Annotated in this window: 19 protein-coding genes and 1 pseudogene; 10 read left to right on the plus strand and 10 right to left on the minus strand. The window is 39.3% G+C overall.

Annotated features, from left to right (window positions below; genetic code table 11):
* Nucleotides 1-303: 303 nt before the first annotated feature.
* Complete coding sequence (locus A9Y75_RS14320) at nt 304-1,002, plus strand: hypothetical protein (RefSeq protein WP_071190232.1); 699 nt, start codon at nt 304-306, stop codon at nt 1,000-1,002.
* A 54-nt stretch (nt 1,003-1,056) separates the two neighbouring features.
* The gene (locus tag A9Y75_RS14325) at nt 1,057-2,403 is read left to right on the plus strand and encodes a hemolysin family protein (protein WP_071190233.1); all 1,347 of its coding nucleotides are present in this window, start codon (nt 1,057-1,059) and stop codon (nt 2,401-2,403) included.
* Nucleotides 2,404-2,451: 48 nt separating this feature from the next.
* Here A9Y75_RS14325 and queC read toward each other — a convergent pair whose 3' ends face one another.
* Nucleotides 2,452-3,126 (minus strand): 7-cyano-7-deazaguanine synthase QueC, encoded by a 675-nt coding sequence (gene queC / locus A9Y75_RS14330; RefSeq protein ID WP_071190234.1) that lies wholly within the window; start codon nt 3,124-3,126, stop codon nt 2,452-2,454.
* 525 nt (nt 3,127-3,651) lie between these two features.
* Here queC and A9Y75_RS14335 point away from each other — a divergent pair.
* From A9Y75_RS14335 to A9Y75_RS14350, 4 genes are all read left to right on the plus strand, one after another.
* On the plus strand, nt 3,652-4,734 hold the full coding sequence (locus tag A9Y75_RS14335) for a Gfo/Idh/MocA family oxidoreductase (RefSeq protein ID WP_071190235.1): 1,083 nt from the start codon (nt 3,652-3,654) through the stop codon (nt 4,732-4,734).
* Between the two features lie 225 nt (nt 4,735-4,959).
* Nucleotides 4,960-5,583, plus strand: a complete 624-nt coding sequence (locus A9Y75_RS14340) for a DedA family protein (RefSeq protein WP_071190236.1) — start codon at nt 4,960-4,962, stop codon at nt 5,581-5,583.
* Between the two features lie 232 nt (nt 5,584-5,815).
* Nucleotides 5,816-6,955, plus strand: coding sequence for a ParM/StbA family protein (locus tag A9Y75_RS14345; RefSeq protein WP_071190237.1), 1,140 nt, complete (start codon nt 5,816-5,818; stop codon nt 6,953-6,955).
* An 8-nt stretch (nt 6,956-6,963) separates the two neighbouring features.
* Nucleotides 6,964-7,452: a plasmid segregation centromere-binding protein ParR gene (locus A9Y75_RS14350; protein ID WP_071190238.1), complete on the plus strand. Its 489-nt coding sequence runs from the start codon at nt 6,964-6,966 to the stop codon at nt 7,450-7,452.
* Nucleotides 7,453-7,689: 237 nt separating this feature from the next.
* Here A9Y75_RS14350 and A9Y75_RS14355 read toward each other — a convergent pair whose 3' ends face one another.
* The 4 genes from A9Y75_RS14355 to A9Y75_RS14365 form a co-directional block, all read right to left on the minus strand.
* Nucleotides 7,690-8,274, minus strand: coding sequence for a CPBP family intramembrane glutamic endopeptidase (locus A9Y75_RS14355; RefSeq protein WP_071190239.1), 585 nt, complete (start codon nt 8,272-8,274; stop codon nt 7,690-7,692).
* Between the two features lie 119 nt (nt 8,275-8,393).
* Nucleotides 8,394-9,446: a DUF3326 domain-containing protein gene (locus A9Y75_RS14360; RefSeq protein WP_071190240.1), complete on the minus strand. Its 1,053-nt coding sequence runs from the start codon at nt 9,444-9,446 to the stop codon at nt 8,394-8,396.
* 119 nt (nt 9,447-9,565) lie between these two features.
* Nucleotides 9,566-9,736 (minus strand): hypothetical protein, encoded by a 171-nt coding sequence (locus A9Y75_RS28525; RefSeq protein WP_177176194.1) that lies wholly within the window; start codon nt 9,734-9,736, stop codon nt 9,566-9,568.
* Nucleotides 9,737-9,848: 112 nt separating this feature from the next.
* On the minus strand, nt 9,849-10,169 hold the full coding sequence (locus A9Y75_RS14365) for a 2Fe-2S iron-sulfur cluster-binding protein (RefSeq protein ID WP_071190241.1): 321 nt from the start codon (nt 10,167-10,169) through the stop codon (nt 9,849-9,851).
* Nucleotides 10,170-10,546: 377 nt separating this feature from the next.
* Between A9Y75_RS14365 and A9Y75_RS14370 the strand changes: the two genes are divergently transcribed.
* Nucleotides 10,547-10,837, plus strand: coding sequence for a hypothetical protein (locus A9Y75_RS14370; protein ID WP_071190242.1), 291 nt, complete (start codon nt 10,547-10,549; stop codon nt 10,835-10,837).
* Between the two features lies 1 nt (nt 10,838).
* On the opposite strand, the gene A9Y75_RS14375 is transcribed toward A9Y75_RS14370, so the two are convergent.
* From A9Y75_RS14375 to A9Y75_RS14395, 5 genes are all read right to left on the minus strand, one after another.
* Nucleotides 10,839-11,036, minus strand: a complete 198-nt coding sequence (locus A9Y75_RS14375; protein WP_083389613.1) for a hypothetical protein — start codon at nt 11,034-11,036, stop codon at nt 10,839-10,841.
* Between the two features lie 4 nt (nt 11,037-11,040).
* Nucleotides 11,041-11,313, minus strand: coding sequence for a BrnT family toxin (locus A9Y75_RS14380; protein WP_071190243.1), 273 nt, complete (start codon nt 11,311-11,313; stop codon nt 11,041-11,043).
* A gap of 179 nt (nt 11,314-11,492) precedes the next feature.
* Nucleotides 11,493-12,686 carry an HNH endonuclease gene (locus tag A9Y75_RS29650; protein WP_236721413.1) on the minus strand — a complete coding sequence of 398 codons (1,194 nt, stop codon included), beginning with the start codon at nt 12,684-12,686 and terminating at the stop codon, nt 11,493-11,495.
* A 95-nt stretch (nt 12,687-12,781) separates the two neighbouring features.
* On the minus strand, nt 12,782-13,018 hold the full coding sequence (locus tag A9Y75_RS14390) for a DUF5615 family PIN-like protein (RefSeq protein ID WP_177176214.1): 237 nt from the start codon (nt 13,016-13,018) through the stop codon (nt 12,782-12,784).
* A complete protein-coding gene (locus A9Y75_RS14395) occupies nt 13,015-13,239 on the minus strand; it encodes a DUF433 domain-containing protein (RefSeq protein ID WP_071190244.1) in 225 nt (74 codons plus the stop codon). The genes A9Y75_RS14390 and A9Y75_RS14395 overlap by 4 nt, the downstream gene beginning before the upstream one ends.
* Before the next feature lie 167 nt (nt 13,240-13,406).
* Here A9Y75_RS14395 and acnB point away from each other — a divergent pair, with 167 nt between their 5' ends.
* From acnB to A9Y75_RS14410, 3 genes and pseudogenes are all read left to right on the plus strand, one after another.
* Nucleotides 13,407-16,037 carry a bifunctional aconitate hydratase 2/2-methylisocitrate dehydratase gene (gene acnB / locus A9Y75_RS14400; RefSeq protein ID WP_071190245.1) on the plus strand — a complete coding sequence of 877 codons (2,631 nt, stop codon included), beginning with the start codon at nt 13,407-13,409 and terminating at the stop codon, nt 16,035-16,037.
* Between the two features lie 65 nt (nt 16,038-16,102).
* Nucleotides 16,103-16,537 (plus strand): annotated as a pseudogene (locus tag A9Y75_RS14405) (XisH family protein).
* Nucleotides 16,507-16,848, plus strand: coding sequence for a XisI protein (locus tag A9Y75_RS14410; RefSeq protein WP_071190246.1), 342 nt, complete (start codon nt 16,507-16,509; stop codon nt 16,846-16,848). The pseudogene A9Y75_RS14405 and the gene A9Y75_RS14410 overlap by 31 nt, the downstream one beginning before the upstream one ends.
* Nucleotide 16,849: the final 1 nt, after the last annotated feature.

Raw genomic sequence — 16,849 nt, forward strand, 5'->3', positions numbered from 1 at the left:
TAGATTAACTTCAATGTCAATCTTTGATAGTGATTTTCCTTCTAGAGGAAAATGCACTCTTGTAAGTATAGCATGATTTTATAACTTTGAACAATTGAAAAAAATATTATCCGATTCTAAATTTAAATCTAAATTTAAAATATGAAAGATAATCAATGCCAAGTAGAGCAAATGGCTTTAGGCACGGAGAGTGTCAATAAGAAATAGAGCAGACTAATATTGATTAAGTTCCTTTGAGGATTGAGGTTCAAAGCTTCAATACTTTTAAATAGATTAGGCTTCTTCTGTAATAGCTTGTCAGCGATGAAAATAAATTCCACTGTAGTTCTGACGTTGATTTTGTTAACCCTGATGTTGGGATCAGGTTCTGTGAGTGCGTTTTTGGGCTTCACTATGGGAAGTTCTGCTCTCAAGGGTGTTACCTCGCCCGATGGTCGTCCTACCACTAAATTTGCCAGTAATAAGAGTAATAACGCCCAACAGGGTGGAATAACCCTCTTAAAGGAGGTTGATATTCTCAAAGCGGTCAAGTCGCGAATTGAGAGTAATGCCAATACCAGCACGAAAAAGCTAGATGAAGATGAAGAAGAGATCAAAAACAAGAAGCCTGAACCTAAAGAAACGCCCCAAGAGGTGATTTCGGAAAAACTTCAACCTGGATTTCCAGTTGTTGCTGAGAGTGAAGGTGTAACTCTATCTGTACAATCTGCTCGTTACTCTGGCGGGGATTTATTACTAAAAGTGAATATGCAAAACAAAGGTGCTGATTCGGTGCGCTTTTTGTATAGTTTTCTAGATGTTACTGATGATAAAGGCAGAACACTGAGCGCTATTACAGAGGGTCTGCCAGCTGAATTGCCTGGTAAGAGTTCGACATTTACAGGTACAGTGAGCATTCCCACAGCTTTACTTGATGATGTGAGGAATATATCACTGGCGCTGACGGATTATCCTGCTCAAAACTTGAAATTACAGGTGTCGGATATTCCTGTGGAAAAATAGAAATGCTATTGTTAGCGTTTTAGTATCGGCGTAAGTTTTACACGAGCTTGAGCGGTGAGCGGTTTTCCTAATTTAAGTTTGACAGATGTAGGGTTACGATTGTTATCAGTGCTACTGCTGATTGCTATTAATGCCTTTTTTGTCACGGCGGAGTTTTCAATGGTGACAGTGCGGCGAACACGTATCCACCAGCTGGTTCAGGCTGGTGACATACCAGCGATCGCAGTGGAAATATTACAACGTAGTATTGATAGGCTGCTATCTACTGCTCAGTTAGGGATTACTCTCTCTAGTTTGGCACTAGGTTGGATTGGAGAAGGTACGATTGTTGTACTGATGGATGCCTGGTTAAGAACTTGGTCTTTACCAGTAGAAGTGAGTAACTTCTTTGCTCATTCTCTATCAGTGCCAATTACTTTTTTGTTGATTGCTTATTTGCAAATTGTGTTTGGGGAACTATTTCCTAAATCGGTGGCTATGCTGTATTCAGAACAGCTGGCGAGATTTCTCGGACCTTCAGTTAAAGCGATTGTTCGTTTTTTCAGTCCCTTTATTTGGATTCTCAACCAATCCACTCGCAACCTGTTGCGATTATTTGGTATTCAATATACAGGTCAAAGCTGGAGACCCCCAGTCACCCCAGAAGAATTACAACTGATTATATCAACAGAACGAGAATCTACAGGTTTAGAGTCATCAGAGCGAAAACTGCTGAATAACGTCTTTGAGTTTGGGGAGATAACAGCAGAAGACGTGATGATTCCCCGTACTAGCATTATCGCTTTACCTGAAGATGCCACCTTTGGGATATTGCTTGAGCAAATTACATCCATTGGTCATTCCCGTTATCCCATTATTGGCGAATCTTTAGATGACATTCGTGGCATTGTTTATTTTCAAGATTTAGCACAACCCTTAGCTGCGGGAAAGCTGAGTTTAGAGACGCAAATCCAATCTTGGATGCGTCCCCCTCGGTTTGTCCCCGAACAGACACTCTTGAGTGAACTATTGCCAATGATGCAGCAAGAGAAACCAGCTATGGTGATGGTGGTGAATGAATTTGGCGGTACTGTAGGATTGGTGACAATCCAAGATGTAATTGCCGAAATTATTGGTAATGCAGGTGAATCGGAAAGCAGCGACGACTTGCTGATCCAAATGTTAGACAAGCAAACATTTTTAGTGCAAGCACAGGTAAATCTAGAAGAACTCAACGAAGTCTTACACCTGAATTTACCATTGATGAGGGAATATCAGACCTTGGGCGGATTTCTGCTCTATCAATGGCAAAGAATCCCCGCTAAAGGGGAAATCTTCAACTATGAAAATCTTGAATTCACCGTCATGTTAGTCATTGGACCACGCCTACACCAAATCCAAATTCGACGTTTAGAAGCTTGAGAAATAGGGAATAGGGAATTCTTAACTTTCCCCATCTACCTACCCAGGTTAAGCATAGGGAACTAAATCATTTAATCCCAATTCAGCGAAAGCTGCTAAACGCAACCGACAGGAATCACAGACACCACAGGCGACATCACCACCAGCATAACAAGACCAAGTTAGCTCCCAAGGTACACCCAACTGGTTGCCTAGTTGGATAATTTCAGTTTTTTTCAAATTAATCAGTGGTGCAACAATTGCAATTGGTTGTCCTTCTCTTCCTTGTTTGGTTCCCAAGCGAAAGACTTCTTGCATAGCTTGGATATAATCCAGACGACAATCAGGATATCCAGAGTAATCTAAGGCATTAACGCCGATGTAGACACGTTGAGCGCCTATAGTTTCAGCATAGCCCAAAGCAAAGCTTAAAAAGATGGTATTACGGGCAGGGACGTAGGTAACAGGAATGTTTTGAGACATTTCATCTAAAGATCGTTCCTGAGGTAGAGCGATCGCATTATCCGTGAGCGCTGAACCACCCCATAGCCGTAAATCAAAATTCACCACCTGATGCTTTGCTACCCCAAATGCTTGAGCAATCAGCCGCGCTGACTGTAACTCTCGTTGGTGTCGCTGCTGATAATCAAAGGAAATGGCGTAACATTCACAACCATCCGCCCTTGCTTGGTAGAGAACTGTAGAAGAATCTAATCCCCCAGACAACAGAATTACAGCTTTCATCACTCAAAACAGCCCCAGAAAATCATTAACACCAATTTCACCCAAAAGGTGAGACAATCAACAAAATGCAACAAATAAAACAGTAAGTATGAAAATAAATTAATTTCCGGTATCGGAAGTAACTATCTTGCTGAAAATTATACTCGCAGCGTTAGTTATTTAACCGTTTGTAATTTTACTAGCAATAAGGGTGATTAATTTGCTAGGGGTAAAAACTTGGTAGTTATCTCAAAAATTAACTGCCTAACTGCCACCTGTGAATTTCCACTTAGGTCTTACAGAGCTTGTAAAGTCAACAAAACAACACATTGTATTTTTTGTAATTTACAAAAAATAGAGCGATGAAGAACTATCTACCCAAAAGATAACCAGATAGTGGGAACTGAACACAAACTTTGAAATTCTTCATAAATAGAACCACTATGTTACCATCTGGATGGTTTTAGACGGATCGTACATGGTAATTGAGTATAAAGACCAACGACCGTAGCGGCTCTAAATTTGGTGGTTGAGGAGAAAATAATAGTGCAAAATAGCATGTCAGTGGCAGAACCAAATCTATATTCACAGCGCAACCAGCCACGAGCAATCCGCATAGGCGTGATTGGGGTGGGTAACATGGGACAACATCATACCCGCGTCCTGAGTTCAATGAAAGATGTTGAACTGATAGGCGTGTCAGATATTAACGTTGAGCGAGGCTTAGAAACCGCCAGCAAGTACAAAGTCCGTTTTTTTGAAGATTACTCCGATCTGTTGCCCCATGTAGACGCAGTTTGTATTGCTGTACCCACCCGGTTACATTATGCCGTTGGGATTAACTGCCTGTTAGCCGGAATTCATGTTTTGATTGAGAAGCCAATCGCTGCAAGTATTTCCGAGGCAGAGTCCCTGGTGAATGCTGCTGCTGAGTCTCAATGTATTTTGCAAGTAGGTCATATTGAGCGTTTTAATCCAGCATTTAGAGAATTAAGCCAAGTCCTCAAAACAGAGGAAGTACTGGCGCTAGAAGCTCATCGGATGAGTCCTTATTCAGCCCGAGCCAATGATGTTTCAGTAGTGCTGGATTTAATGATCCACGACATTGATCTACTTCTAGAATTAGCTGGTTCTCCCGTGGTGAAATTGACAGCTAATGGTACTCGTTCCCTAGACTCTGGTTATTTAGATTATGTGACTGCTACTTTAGGTTTTGCTAATGGTGTCGTCGCTACTCTGACGGCTAGTAAAGTTACTCATCGCAAAATTCGCCGTATTGTCGCCCATTGCAAAAACTCATTCACTGAAGCAGATTTTCTCAAGAATGAAATTTTGATTCATCGCCAAACTAACACCAATTCTCTCAACGACCATCGGCAAGTCCTTTACAGGCAAGATGGTTTGATAGAAAAAGTCTATACCAGCAACGTTCAACCTCTAAGCGCAGAGTTAGAACATTTTGTCAACTGTGTGCATGGTGGCAATCAGCCTTCGGTTGGTGGTGAACAAGCTCTAAAAGCTTTAAGATTAGCCAGTTTAATTGAGCAGATGGCTGTGGAAGAGCGGGTTTGGAACCCATTAGACTGGCAATCGGAATCGAGAGTACAATCATTAACTCCAACTGCCTAAAAAATGGGGAAGCAAGGCCAAATTAAATTTTAAATTTGATTAAATTTGATTAAATTTGATTTTGTCTTCGCTTCTCCCCAACTTACTTAAAGAAAGAGATTGGGGATTGAATAATTACTAGTTAGATTTTTTACTGCTCAGTAACTGCACTCAGTTTTGATCATCAATCTAAAATTCAAACTATGCGATTAAGCTGATATACATAGAAATTCAGGAATCGAGTGAATGCTTGAATGGATAACTAATACCATCACAGTCTGGGGCTATTGGGGAATAGCTCTGCTGATGTTTATAGAGAATCTCTTTCCCCCCATACCTTCAGAATTGATTATGCCACTGGCAGGATTTACAGCCAGTCCATATCAGCCAGGAGGAGCAAAACTGAATATATTGGGCGTATTTTTGGCAGGACTTTTAGGTTCTGTCCTAGGCGCACTTATCTGGTACTATCCTGGTAAGTTTTTGGGGGAAGAACGCTTGAAAACTTTGGCTGACAAGTATGGTAAATGGCTGAGTATATCTAGCCAGGATATCTCCAAAGCTAAACGCTGGTTTGACAGAAAAGGCAGCAAAGCGGTGTTAATTGGTCGTCTTGTGCCAGGTATCCGCACTTTGATTTCTGTTCCCGCAGGCATCAGCAATATGCCCTTGTTGCCGTTCTTATTCTACACAACCCTGGGAAGTGCTGCCTGGGTAGGCTTGCTCACATATTCAGGATACTTGTTAGGTAGTCAGTATGAACTTGTGGACAAATACCTTGCACCTGTATCCAAAATAGTGCTTGGGGGTCTGGTTATGATATTTGCTTTTTGGGTACTCAAACGCAAACGCAAAGCCACTAGCAAGTGAAGCACTAACGCTGTTAGGGTGTAATTAAAGATTACATCTGTGCAGAATTCGCCTACACTTATGATGTCAAAAAATGCTAAATTCACCTTAGCAAAGCCTACCGCAGGCATCGCCTACAATAACTTTTGACGTATTTCTAGCTACACTTGAGCCAACCAAAAATTTTTTGGATCTTGCATTTTTGTAAGATGGGCATGATAACTTTTACAGTTAAGTCACACTAGGAGCTTTTATGACAGACCAACCCTCAGCAGCTAACCCCATGAATGCTGCGGCTATCCCTATGAATCGCGCTGCATCAACACCTATAAATGCGACTGCAAATAAGCCATTTGGAACTTCTGGGAAAAACATTCTTAGTGTTGATTTAGGCAGAACCTCTACTAAGACTTGTGTTAGCCGTGAACCGAGCAATGTGGCATTTGTACCTGCTAATGTCAAGCAAATGTCTATAGAACAAGTTCGCGGGGGCGTTTTTGAATCACGGGCTACTGACCCTTTAATGGATTTGTGGCTGGAGTACCAAGGTAGCGGCTATGCTGTAGGTCAGTTGGCAGCGGACTTTGGAGCGAATTTAGGAGTCGGACAATCCAAAGTAGAAGATGCACTGGTAAAAGTTTTAGCTGCTGCTGGCTACTTCAAACTTCACGACGAAATCGCAGTTGTACTGGGATTGCCTTTCCTGTCTTTAGAGCAATTTGAAAAAGAAAAAGCACAGTTAACTAGCTTGGTAACTGGGCCTCATGTGTTGAATTTCCGTGGGGAATCTTTGTCTTTGAACGTTACTAAAGTCTGGGTGATGCCTGAAGGTTACGGTAGTTTGCTGTGGTCTGAAGCTCAACCTAATAAAGCACCTTCATCTCCCGATTTTACTAAAATATCCGTAGCAATTGTCGATATTGGCCATCAAACCATTGATTTCCTGATGGTAGATAACTTCAGGTTTGCTAGAGGTGCTTCCAAGAGTGAAGACTTTGGCATGAACAAGTTTTATGACCTGGTGGCTAACGAAATACACGGGGCTGATAGTCAATCTCTCGCACTGATTTCTGCGGTTAATAAGCCCAAAGGTGAGCGTTTTTATCGTCCTAAAGGTGAAAGCAAGCCCACTAACCTAGACGATTTTCTGCCTAACCTCACAGAGCAGTTTTCAAGGGAAATTTGTTCTCGCGTTTTAGCTTGGTTGCCAGAGCGTGTGACAGATGTGATTATTACTGGTGGCGGTGGAGAGTTCTTCTGGGAAGATATACAACGTTTGCTCAAAGAAGCCAAGATTAATGCCCATCTGGCTGCACCCTCCCGCCAAGCTAACGCTTTGGGGCAGTATCTTTACGGAGAGGCGCAATTATCCGCTGTGCGCGGTGGTAGGTAATAAAACTGATGTTCCAATGGTCAAAAAAGGTAGTTAAATCCGTCACTTTCAATCCAGAAATTGCTGATGAGAGCTTGTTAGCACAGGTGGAAAGTTACTTGGAGGCACAGCCCGAAAAGACTTTCAGCGACCTCTGTAAAGAGGCTCTATGGCAAGCTTTATGTGTACCGGACTCTGTACGACCTTCTCCAAATACAGCATTACTGCCGATGGAACAACAAATCGGTGAGTTGCAACGTCAAATAGCTGGACTTGAGGAACGTTTTTTTGCTAAGGAATCCAATCGTTTGGAGGCGATAGAAAGCCAAATCTCGCAACTTACTCAACAAGTGGCACAATTGGCAATTTTACTTAGTCAAGGAGTATCTAATCAGCCTGCAAGTTCATCAGTACCAGCAGTAGAAGCGGTTAACAATTCTGTTTCTATTCCCGATCCTACTCCGCAAGAGGTTGATCCTGTGATTAGTCGTCTGAGTCAGTATTTAGATGATTTCTAAGAAACAAGCAACTTTGTCAGCGTGTTTATCAAGATAAAGCGGGAAGGGTGAGAGCCAGTTATATTCTGTCCGTTTACTTATCATTAGGACTGACGCGGTGACACGGAGACGCGGTGACGGGGAGAGTTTTATGATCAGCAATTAGCCGGACTGAATATTAAACCCAGAACTATAAAACCAGTTCTGGGTTTAATGCTTTTATGACTAAATAAGGAGATTACTTCAACAGACTTGATATCAAACCAATTTACGCGTTTTCCATAAATAGCTAGATAACCAATTCGTGAGCATATGAGCTACAATTGGAACTAACAAGTTACCACTGAGTAGGGCGCTATAACCCAGAATTATACCGATAATAGTTGCCCAAATCACATAAGGCCACTGTTCGGAACCACTCAGGTGTAAAACACCAAAGCAAAGACTTGAGACAATGATGGCTACATGATCAGCGCCTAAAGCTGGTAACATGACACCACGAAATAATAATTCTTCACTTAGCCCTGGTAGCAGCCCCAGCCATATCAAGTCAGGTAAAACTAAAGGCTTAAGTACTAGTTCTAGGTAATAATCAGCACTTTTACGGTAGGAAGGGGAAAAGCGATAAGCTAAACCACTAAAAACAGTGATAATTAAACCCAATCCCAGTCCCAAGAATAGATCCCTTTCGTACCAATACAACTTAAATAGGGGGAAGTTGCCAAAGCGCAACCATAGCTTGGCGACTATCCACAAAATAACCGCAGTTGCGCCCATAGCCACAAGTACTTGGGTACGTGTGAGGTAAGGAATTTCTGGTTCTTGCTTTTGTTGTTCAACCACAGGCGTTTGGATAATGGGTAATTGGTAATGGGTAATTGGTAATGGGTAATGGGTAATGGGTAATGGGTAATGGGTAATGGGTAATGGGTAAAAACTGTTTATTCCCTATTCCCTATTCTCTATTCCCTATTCCCTGTTCTTTGACTAATGAATGATGTATTAATACCAGCTTTGTGAGCTACTAATACTCCTACTGCTTCTAAATATGAGTTTACTTGTATAGATTTGATTCCCAACGCTGGAGCAGAAACTTCTATGAGAGTTTTATTTTCTGCGACTGTAATTATTTGACATTGCTTTTGGCTTAAACTCAATAAGGCGCTGCTACCACAAGCCTCTGCAGGTACAATGATGGCATCAACTTGATCTGCCCAGATATCTTGTGGTAAAGAATTGATAACTTCCTTTTTAATAATAAATTGTGGAGCGCGACTTAAGCCAACAAGAACGCAGGGTAAAAAAGTATAGCCCAGTTCTTCGGCAGCCGAACGAGGGGATAAATCAGGGTCTGGGGGGGCTGTAGAAAGGGCTGGAGCATGGGCGCAAGGTATTTGAAAGGTGCGGACTAATAAATGACTTATTACGGCTTCTGCACCTGCTAGGGGGTCTACTCCTTTTGCATGTCGGTAGTTCTGAACTGCTTCTTCATCTATGTCATCAGGGAAACGAGCTACGACTGCGATCGCATTTGCTCCTTCTTTGTTAATTAATATCTCAGCTGCTCGTAATAAGCTATCTGGGTTGCCGATTGTTCCCCAACTCGCACCAGATGCAGAAGTACGCAATTCTACGTTTAATGGTGCGTCTGTAAAAACATGATTGGTGATGGTTAATCCCAGGGTTGCTCTAGCTGCGTCTGCGGCTTGCAGGTGTCGCAGCATGAGTTCTGGTTCAATGGCTTGGTCTAAAAGCAAACCTATGCGGTTGCTATGGACGGGACGCAATCCCCAGCATTGTGAGGCAAATTTGTCAAGTCCATAACCTTCAACGTAGAGAGTGTTGGGGAGATTCCAGTACAAACTAGCGCCATTGAGGACATTGGGATGAGTGATCAGGCGATCGCACACCTGTGATATAAGTTTAGCTACAGGCAATGCGTCTCCGGCATAACCGCCAATTGCTGCCCCAATGCCCGTAGGGATGATGAGAATAGCTGTATAGAAAAGATGCATAGTAGAACGGACGGAAAGCCTCTGACTTGAAAATAAGACCCCACCCCTAACCCCTCCCCGCAAGCGATGAGGGGAATAAGAAGTTTTTCATGTGTCCTGGTGTACACAGTTCATGATGGCTACTTAGTGACAACAGCTTCTACTGTAGCTTTTTGCTTAGACTCATCTACGGAGGTAATAGCCCAACGCAGGGGTTCACCTTGTTTTTTCAATTCTGCCTCAATTGCTTTTTGTAATTCGGTGGGGGTTTGTTGAAGGTCGATTTCAGCAGTAATAAAATGAGTGGTCATAGTGGTAAATATTGTGGCTTTGTGTTTTCTAGAATAGCTGATTTTAGAATCAAGGATGAAGTGTGAAGTAGAAAATTTGCATTTTTATCTGACTTCATCCTCTTGCATCTTTTTAGTTGTTTTGTCCGAACTGCAATTGATAAACTATGTCTTCTTTTTCGGTAACAAGTTTCAAATCAGAACGGGGTTTAGCAACACAAAGCAATACATAACCTTGTTTTTGCAGTTCTGGACTCACACCCATGCCATCAGCTTGATCTACAGTTCCTTCGCTAATTTGTCCAGCGCAAGTTGTGCAAACACCTGCACCACAAGATGTTGGTAAATCTAAACCAGCAGCGTGGGCAACGGATAAGATGGTTTGATCATCGGGAACTTGTAAGGTATGAATTGTGCCTTGGTGGTTAATTTCGACGGTGTAGGTTGTGGACATATACACAAGGAATGTGTGACGGATAACAGGTGAATTATTTTATCTGATAAATAGGTGCATAAACAAGGGATTTTTGGAAATATTTTTTTTAACTCCTATTTTGATGGGGAAAATATTGAAAATTAAATAACATTCAAAAAAGTATTATACCAACAGGGCTATTAAATCTCATCTTTTTCTACGAGTTCTGAATCAAAAATTAACCAGGATGTCTAGGATTTTAGGATTTACAGGATGGGGTTATTTTTGAGGATGAAATTGTCTGAATCAGGATATCCAGGATTTAAGGATTTTCAGGATTTGATTAAGAAATTTTGAAAGAATATGATGTATAATATATATGCTTGTATGATATGTTTGCCTTTTTTGTAACCTGTATGGAAACAATAACTATAAACTCTCATGTTGGACAAGATGGAATATTACGTTTAGATATTCCAGTAAATATTAGTAATGCTGATTTAACAGTTACTATTATTGTTAAACCTAGTGATAATTATCAACAGGAAAGTAAACCTAAAGGAAAAGGTTGGCCTGCTAATTTTTTTGAAGAAACTTCAGGGTGTTTAAAAGATAGTCCTCTAATTATTGATTCTGAAGGTGTTTTTTATGATTTAGAGGATTTAACAATGTTGGGTTTTTCAACCAACCCAACCTACGGGTTTTAATCTATAATGTAACTTGATTTTCTCTGGTGATTCTAATTAAAAACCGCAGAGCTTCATTAACTGATTCAGCATTAGGAAAAACTTCTGCTACATCTGCATCTAGTTTGATAATTGTATTACCAAAACTTTTACGTTTTGCTCCCATTTTCCTGACTTTTAGACTTTTCAAATCATATTCATCTCTTAATTCATCTTCCATTATTTTAACCCTCTTGATAAGCTTTGAGTTCTTGTTTTGTGACTTTTCTCGCACTGATAATTCTAATTGTATCTTCCCTTTCGGTGTAAGCAACTAACAAAATCCGATTTTTTGATGATTCTCCTATAATGATATAACGATGTTCTGCTTCTGAATGGTCAGGATCATAAAAATCAACATAGAGTGGATCATCAAACACTGTTTGCGCTTCTATAAATAAAACTCCATGTTTAGATAAGTTAGATTCTGCTTTTTTTGTATCCCATTCAAATTCCATAGTTGATAATTATATTTTAGATTAAATTCGCTCTTTCAAGTTACTATATCATTTTGTCTGATAGCGTAGCGTGGCGCAAGCTATATCAGGATGTTCAGGATTTTAGGATTTACAGGATGGGGTTATTTTTAGAGATGAAAGGTTAAACAATAACTCTCTCTTCCTACTCACCATATCAGCTATTGAAGCATATTTTTAATTTGTTCTATAGTATATGGTGGATTTTTCCGATGTATCATAGCATGACAATTAGGACATACTGGACGTAAATCTTTAATTGGATCAACTTCGTATTCTTGATCAATTTCAGATAAAGGAATTAAATGATGAACATGAATAAAGCCTTGCCCAATTTCTCCATATTTCTTTTCAAAGTTAAAACCACAAACATAACAAATTTTACCATAATGTTCAATACATAGTTTTCGAGCTTCGTTATTTCTTTCATAACGATTTATAGTTATTCTTTGTTTTGCTCCTTCATAAAGATTAATTATTTCATGTTCATTTGATAATTCTTCAGCTAATGCAAAAGATACGCTATTTATAGCATAGTCTGGCTGTGGAATAAATATTTCTAATTTATGACAGAGTCCTTCAATAATTTCTTTTTGGTGATTTACTTTAGATTTTTCATTAATTTTAATATATTTAGTATTAGCTTTTTCTATAAATTCATAATGAAGTTTTTTGATAAAGTTCCAATCTTCAATATAGTCTTCTGAAGGATTATAAAATCCATTTATTGAAGGAACTTGGCGATAATTGGGATAATCATGAGTATCCCATGTCCAATTTTTACATTTTTCTAAATTATTTTGATAATCTTTATTTTTATCTAGTATTTCACTATCTAATGCTAACCAAATTCCTTGCTTTTGAATAGTTAATACAATTAAATTACCCATAATAAGCCTAATTTTATTTTGATTATGTTTATAATAAACTGCCCACTTATCTGAACCACAATCATGACAATATTTGATTGAATCAACTAATATCTTCAGATAATTATTATGATAATTTTGGCATCTGAAAAAATTATCAATTCTTGTATCAAGATAGTGTATATTTTCTATATTTGATTCTGGGATATCAAGCAAATTATTTGTAGTTATATATATTTCAGATAAATAATCATATATTTGTTTAATTTCTAACTCTGATTTATATCCTAATTCTTTGCCAAAACGATAACCTAAATTATTCCATGTAAGTTTTTTGAGAATAATAGGATTATAGTCTTTTGAAATTGAATTTCGCCATCCTACCTTGAATTGTATCCATCTTCTACTATCGGGTGAACTACGCTCATCTATATCAAATTGTATTTTATCTAAAATATGTTTAACTTCTTCCTTTCTTACCTTCATTATTCACAACTCCTTTAGGCATTTTGATGATATTGATCTCGTTTATTGATTAAAGCCACAATAAACAGAGTATGAACAAAAATTTTACCCTTCACTTACATCTCTCCCTGAACTAATAGCAATTTGTACAGAAAAATCTTCAGAATTGATAATTCATTAAAATCCGCATTTTTGGTAACAATAGTATAGTCTTGATTTTTGGCAATCTCCCACACTTCATAATCTGATTCTTGATCTAATTGCATTAAATAAAGATGATTAGAATTAGGATAAATATCAGCCAAAGAATTAACTAAATGAGGTGATAAATTATGATCAAAAAGGAGTTTCAGGAATTAACTAAAATGGTTTGACGTTCACGATCTGCGGCATAGCTGAGACAGGCTAAAATATCTTCTTTTGTTAAATAAGGAAAATCGGCTAATATTTCTTCAAAAGTCATTCCTGATGCTAAATAAGAAAGCACATCATAAACAGTAATTTTCATACCTCTAATACAAGGTTTTCCGCTTCTCTTTCCAGGTTCTATGGTAATAATATTTTTGTATGACATAATTAACTCCTGATAAACATTATTACTTACTTAATGTAAACTTTACTGTTCAGATTATAAACTATAAACTGTTCTTGATAATCAATTCCGTCCATTCGTAACTCCTGTAACAATTCCCTTACAATAAAATAAAGAAAGCAAGACATTGAGAGGAGAAAAGCTAAATCATGTTAGCTGAATACCAACAACACACCCAAGAACGCGCACAGATGGGTATTCCCCCATTACCCTTAGATGCACAACAAACATCAGCATTATGTGAATTACTGAAAAATCCACCTAAAGGTGAAGAAGAGGTATTATTAAATTTATTACGCGATCGCATTCCCCCCGGAGTAGACCAAGCGGCTTATGTAAAAGCTGGATTTCTCACTGCTATTGCTAAAGAAGAAGTTAGCAGTCCCTTAGTTTCACCCGTGGACGCAGTGGAATTGCTGGGGACAATGGTAGGCGGTTACAATGTGCAATCATTAATTGATTTGCTGCAATTTGCTACCACCTCTGTATCGGACTCTTCAGAAACACCTCTAGTCATGGGGGGACAAGGAAAAGAACCAATTGCAGCTTATGCAGCTAATGCCTTAAGCAAAATCTTGTTGGTGTATGACGCTTTCTACGATATCTTAGAGTTATCAAAAACCAACCCCTACGCTAAACGAGTGGTAGACTCTTGGGCAAAAGCAGAATGGTTTACTTTGCGTCCCACATTAGCAGAAAGTATTACGGTTACAGTTTTCAAAGTTCCAGGAGAAACCAACACAGACGACTTATCACCCGCAACCCACGCTACAACTAGACCAGATATTCCTTTACACGCTTTGGCGATGTTAGAAACTCGTCAACCAGGAAGTTTGGAAACCATTGCAGAGTTAAAGAAAAAAGGATTTCCTGTTGCTTACGTTGGTGATGTGGTGGGAACCGGTTCTTCTCGTAAGTCTGCAATCAATTCTGTATTATGGCATTTAGGAAATGATATTCCTTTTGTGCCAAACAAACGGGCTGGGGGTTATATTTTAGGAAGTGCGATCGCTCCTATCTTTTTTAACACAGCCGAAGATGCCGGCGCATTACCCATTCAATGCGATGTCAGCAAAATGGAGACCGGCGACGTTATCACAATTTATCCCTATAAAGGTGAAGTTCTCAACGCCGCAGGAGAAGTAATTTCCACCTTCAGCCTCAAACCCGACACCATTTTAGACGAAGTTAGAGCCGGTGGACGCATTCCCCTACTAATTGGGCGTACCCTCACCGATAAAACCCGTCAAGCATTAGGTTTAGAACCCAGTACTTTATTTATCCGTCCCCAAGCCCCAGCGGACACCGGAAAAGGCTTCACATTAGCGCAGAAAATGGTCGGGAAGGCGTGCGGTTTACCTGGTGTACGTCCGGGGACATCTTGTGAACCCATCATGACTACAGTTGGTTCTCAGGACACTACAGGACCCATGACCAGGGATGAGTTAAAAGAACTGGCTTGTTTAGGTTTCAGTGCAGACTTAGTAATGCAGAGTTTCTGCCATACCGCAGCATATCCTAAACCTGTGGATATTAAAACCCATCAGGAATTACCAGACTTCATTTCCTCCCGTGGTGGTGTGGCTTTGCGTCCTGGTGATGGTATCATTCACTCGTGGTTAAACCGGATGTTGTTACCTGACACTGTGGGAACAGGTGGAGATTCCCATACTCGCTTCCCGTTAGGAATATCCTTCCCCGCTGGTTCTGGTTTAGTTGCGTTTGCTGGTGCTTTGGGTGTCATGCCTTTGGATATGCCAGAATCAGTTTTGGTCAGATTTACAGGGGAATTGCAACCAGGGATAACGCTGAGGGATGTTGTGAATGCAATTCCTTATGTGGCTATGCAAAAAGGTTTGTTAACTGTCGAGAAGCAGAACAAGAAAAACATCTTCTCTGGCAAAATTTTGGAAATTGAAGGATTACCAAATTTGAAAGTTGAACAAGCTTTTGAATTAACCGACGCTTCCGCAGAACGTTCTTGTGCTGGTTGTACAATTAAGTTAAGTGAAGAGACAATTGCGGAATATTTACGTTCCAATATTGCTCTTTTAACTAATATGGTAGCACGGGGTTATAGTGATGCCAGAACTATCATGCGTCGTGTAGCAAAAATGGAGGAATGGTTAGCTAATCCCGTATTATTATCTGCTGACGCTGATGCGGAATATGCAGAAGTAATTGAAATTGATTTAAGCCAAATCACAGAACCAATTGTTGCTGCTCCCAATGACCCTGATAATGTTAAGTTATTATCGGAAGTTGCCAATGATCCTGTACAAGAAGTATTTGTCGGTTCTTGTATGACAAATATCGGACATTATCGAGCAACTGCCAAGGTTTTGGAAGGTGCAGGAGATGTAAAAGCGCGGTTGTGGATTGCACCTCCTACAAGAATGGATGAACACCAATTAAAGGCGGAAGGTGTTTATGATGTTTTCGTGGCTGCAAATGCCAGAACTGAGATTCCCGGATGCAGTTTATGTATGGGAAATCAGGCGCGAGTTGATGATAATACAACTGTGTTTTCCACCTCGACTCGTAACTTCAATAATCGCATGGGAAAAGGCGCACAAGTATATTTAGGTTCGGCAGAATTAGCAGCAGTTTGTGCATTGTTGGGAAGGCTTCCTAATGTGCAGGAATATATGGATATTGTTGCGGAGAGAATTCATCCTTTTGCTGATAATTTGTATCGGTATTTGAACTTTGATCAAATTGCCGGTTTTGAGGATGAAGGTAGGGTGATTAGTAAGGAGGAGCAGGCGGCTTTGGTATAATGCAATTGGGGTGAGTCTTGATGGCTCACCTGAATGTTATTAACAATTTATTACCAGGGTAAACAATGCCAGCAAAGGATATCTACCATGATGCGGTGAAAAATGCTTTAATTAAAGATGGTTGGAGGATTTTAGCTGATTCTTATTTTTTACAATATGAAGATGCCCAACTTTACGCTGATTTACTTGCTGAAAAACCGTTATTAGCTGAATAAAATAATCTTATCATTGTTGTTGAAATCAAAAGTTTTATTAATCCTTCTCCAATGAGGGATTTTGAATTGGCATTAGGACAATATATTGTATATCGTGATATTTTAGATTTGTCTGAAAAACATTATGCCATTTATTTAGCTGTCAAAGATACGGTATTTGAGAGCTTTTTTCAAAGAAAATCAATTAAATCTATAGTTAACCGTCATCAAATTAAATTTATTGTTTTTAATAATGAAAAAGAGGAGATAGTTTTATGGATAAGCTCAAACAATATCGAGAGTTGATTAAAAAAATCTTGACAGAATATTATCAAATTGTTGAAAAATCTCCTGATTTTCATCCAGAAAATTGTCTAATTTTTGATGACAATAATCATCATTATTTTTGGCGTAGTATTGATTGGGTTAACCAAAAAAGAGTTAATAATACTCATGTTTACGTTCGCATTAAAAATGAAAAGATTTATATTGAAGAAGATTGGACTGAGGAAGGAATTGCAACGGAGTTATTACGGGAAGGTGTACCAAAAGAGGATATTGTTTTAGCTTTTCACGATCCAGAAACTCGGAAGTTGACTGAGTTTGCTGTGGCTTAGA

Origin of the sequence: Trichormus sp. NMC-1 (assembly GCF_001858025.1) — a bacterium.
Taxonomy (GTDB): domain Bacteria; phylum Cyanobacteriota; class Cyanobacteriia; order Cyanobacteriales; family Nostocaceae; genus Anabaena.

Excerpts from the sequence above, each read along its gene's own strand:
- A9Y75_RS14320 (WP_071190232.1), top strand. The coding sequence starts at position 304 with ATGAAAATAAATTCCACTGTAGTTCTGACGTTGATTTTGTTAACCCTG.
- queC (WP_071190234.1), bottom strand. The coding sequence starts at position 3,126 with ATGAAAGCTGTAATTCTGTTGTCTGGGGGATTAGATTCTTCTACAGTT.
- A9Y75_RS14340 (WP_071190236.1), top strand. The coding sequence starts at position 4,960 with ATGCTTGAATGGATAACTAATACCATCACAGTCTGGGGCTATTGGGGA.
- A9Y75_RS14345 (WP_071190237.1), top strand. The coding sequence starts at position 5,816 with ATGACAGACCAACCCTCAGCAGCTAACCCCATGAATGCTGCGGCTATC.
- A9Y75_RS14350 (WP_071190238.1), top strand. The coding sequence starts at position 6,964 with ATGTTCCAATGGTCAAAAAAGGTAGTTAAATCCGTCACTTTCAATCCA.
- A9Y75_RS14360 (WP_071190240.1), bottom strand. The coding sequence starts at position 9,446 with ATGCATCTTTTCTATACAGCTATTCTCATCATCCCTACGGGCATTGGG.
- A9Y75_RS28525 (WP_177176194.1), bottom strand. The coding sequence starts at position 9,736 with ATGACCACTCATTTTATTACTGCTGAAATCGACCTTCAACAAACCCCC.
- A9Y75_RS14365 (WP_071190241.1), bottom strand. The coding sequence starts at position 10,169 with ATGTCCACAACCTACACCGTCGAAATTAACCACCAAGGCACAATTCAT.
- A9Y75_RS14370 (WP_071190242.1), top strand. The coding sequence starts at position 10,547 with ATGGAAACAATAACTATAAACTCTCATGTTGGACAAGATGGAATATTA.
- A9Y75_RS14375 (WP_083389613.1), bottom strand. The coding sequence starts at position 11,036 with ATGGAAGATGAATTAAGAGATGAATATGATTTGAAAAGTCTAAAAGTC.
- A9Y75_RS14380 (WP_071190243.1), bottom strand. The coding sequence starts at position 11,313 with ATGGAATTTGAATGGGATACAAAAAAAGCAGAATCTAACTTATCTAAA.
- A9Y75_RS29650 (WP_236721413.1), bottom strand. The coding sequence starts at position 12,686 with ATGAAGGTAAGAAAGGAAGAAGTTAAACATATTTTAGATAAAATACAA.
- A9Y75_RS14395 (WP_071190244.1), bottom strand. The coding sequence starts at position 13,239 with ATGTCATACAAAAATATTATTACCATAGAACCTGGAAAGAGAAGCGGA.
- acnB (WP_071190245.1), top strand. The coding sequence starts at position 13,407 with ATGTTAGCTGAATACCAACAACACACCCAAGAACGCGCACAGATGGGT.
- A9Y75_RS14410 (WP_071190246.1), top strand. The coding sequence starts at position 16,507 with ATGGATAAGCTCAAACAATATCGAGAGTTGATTAAAAAAATCTTGACA.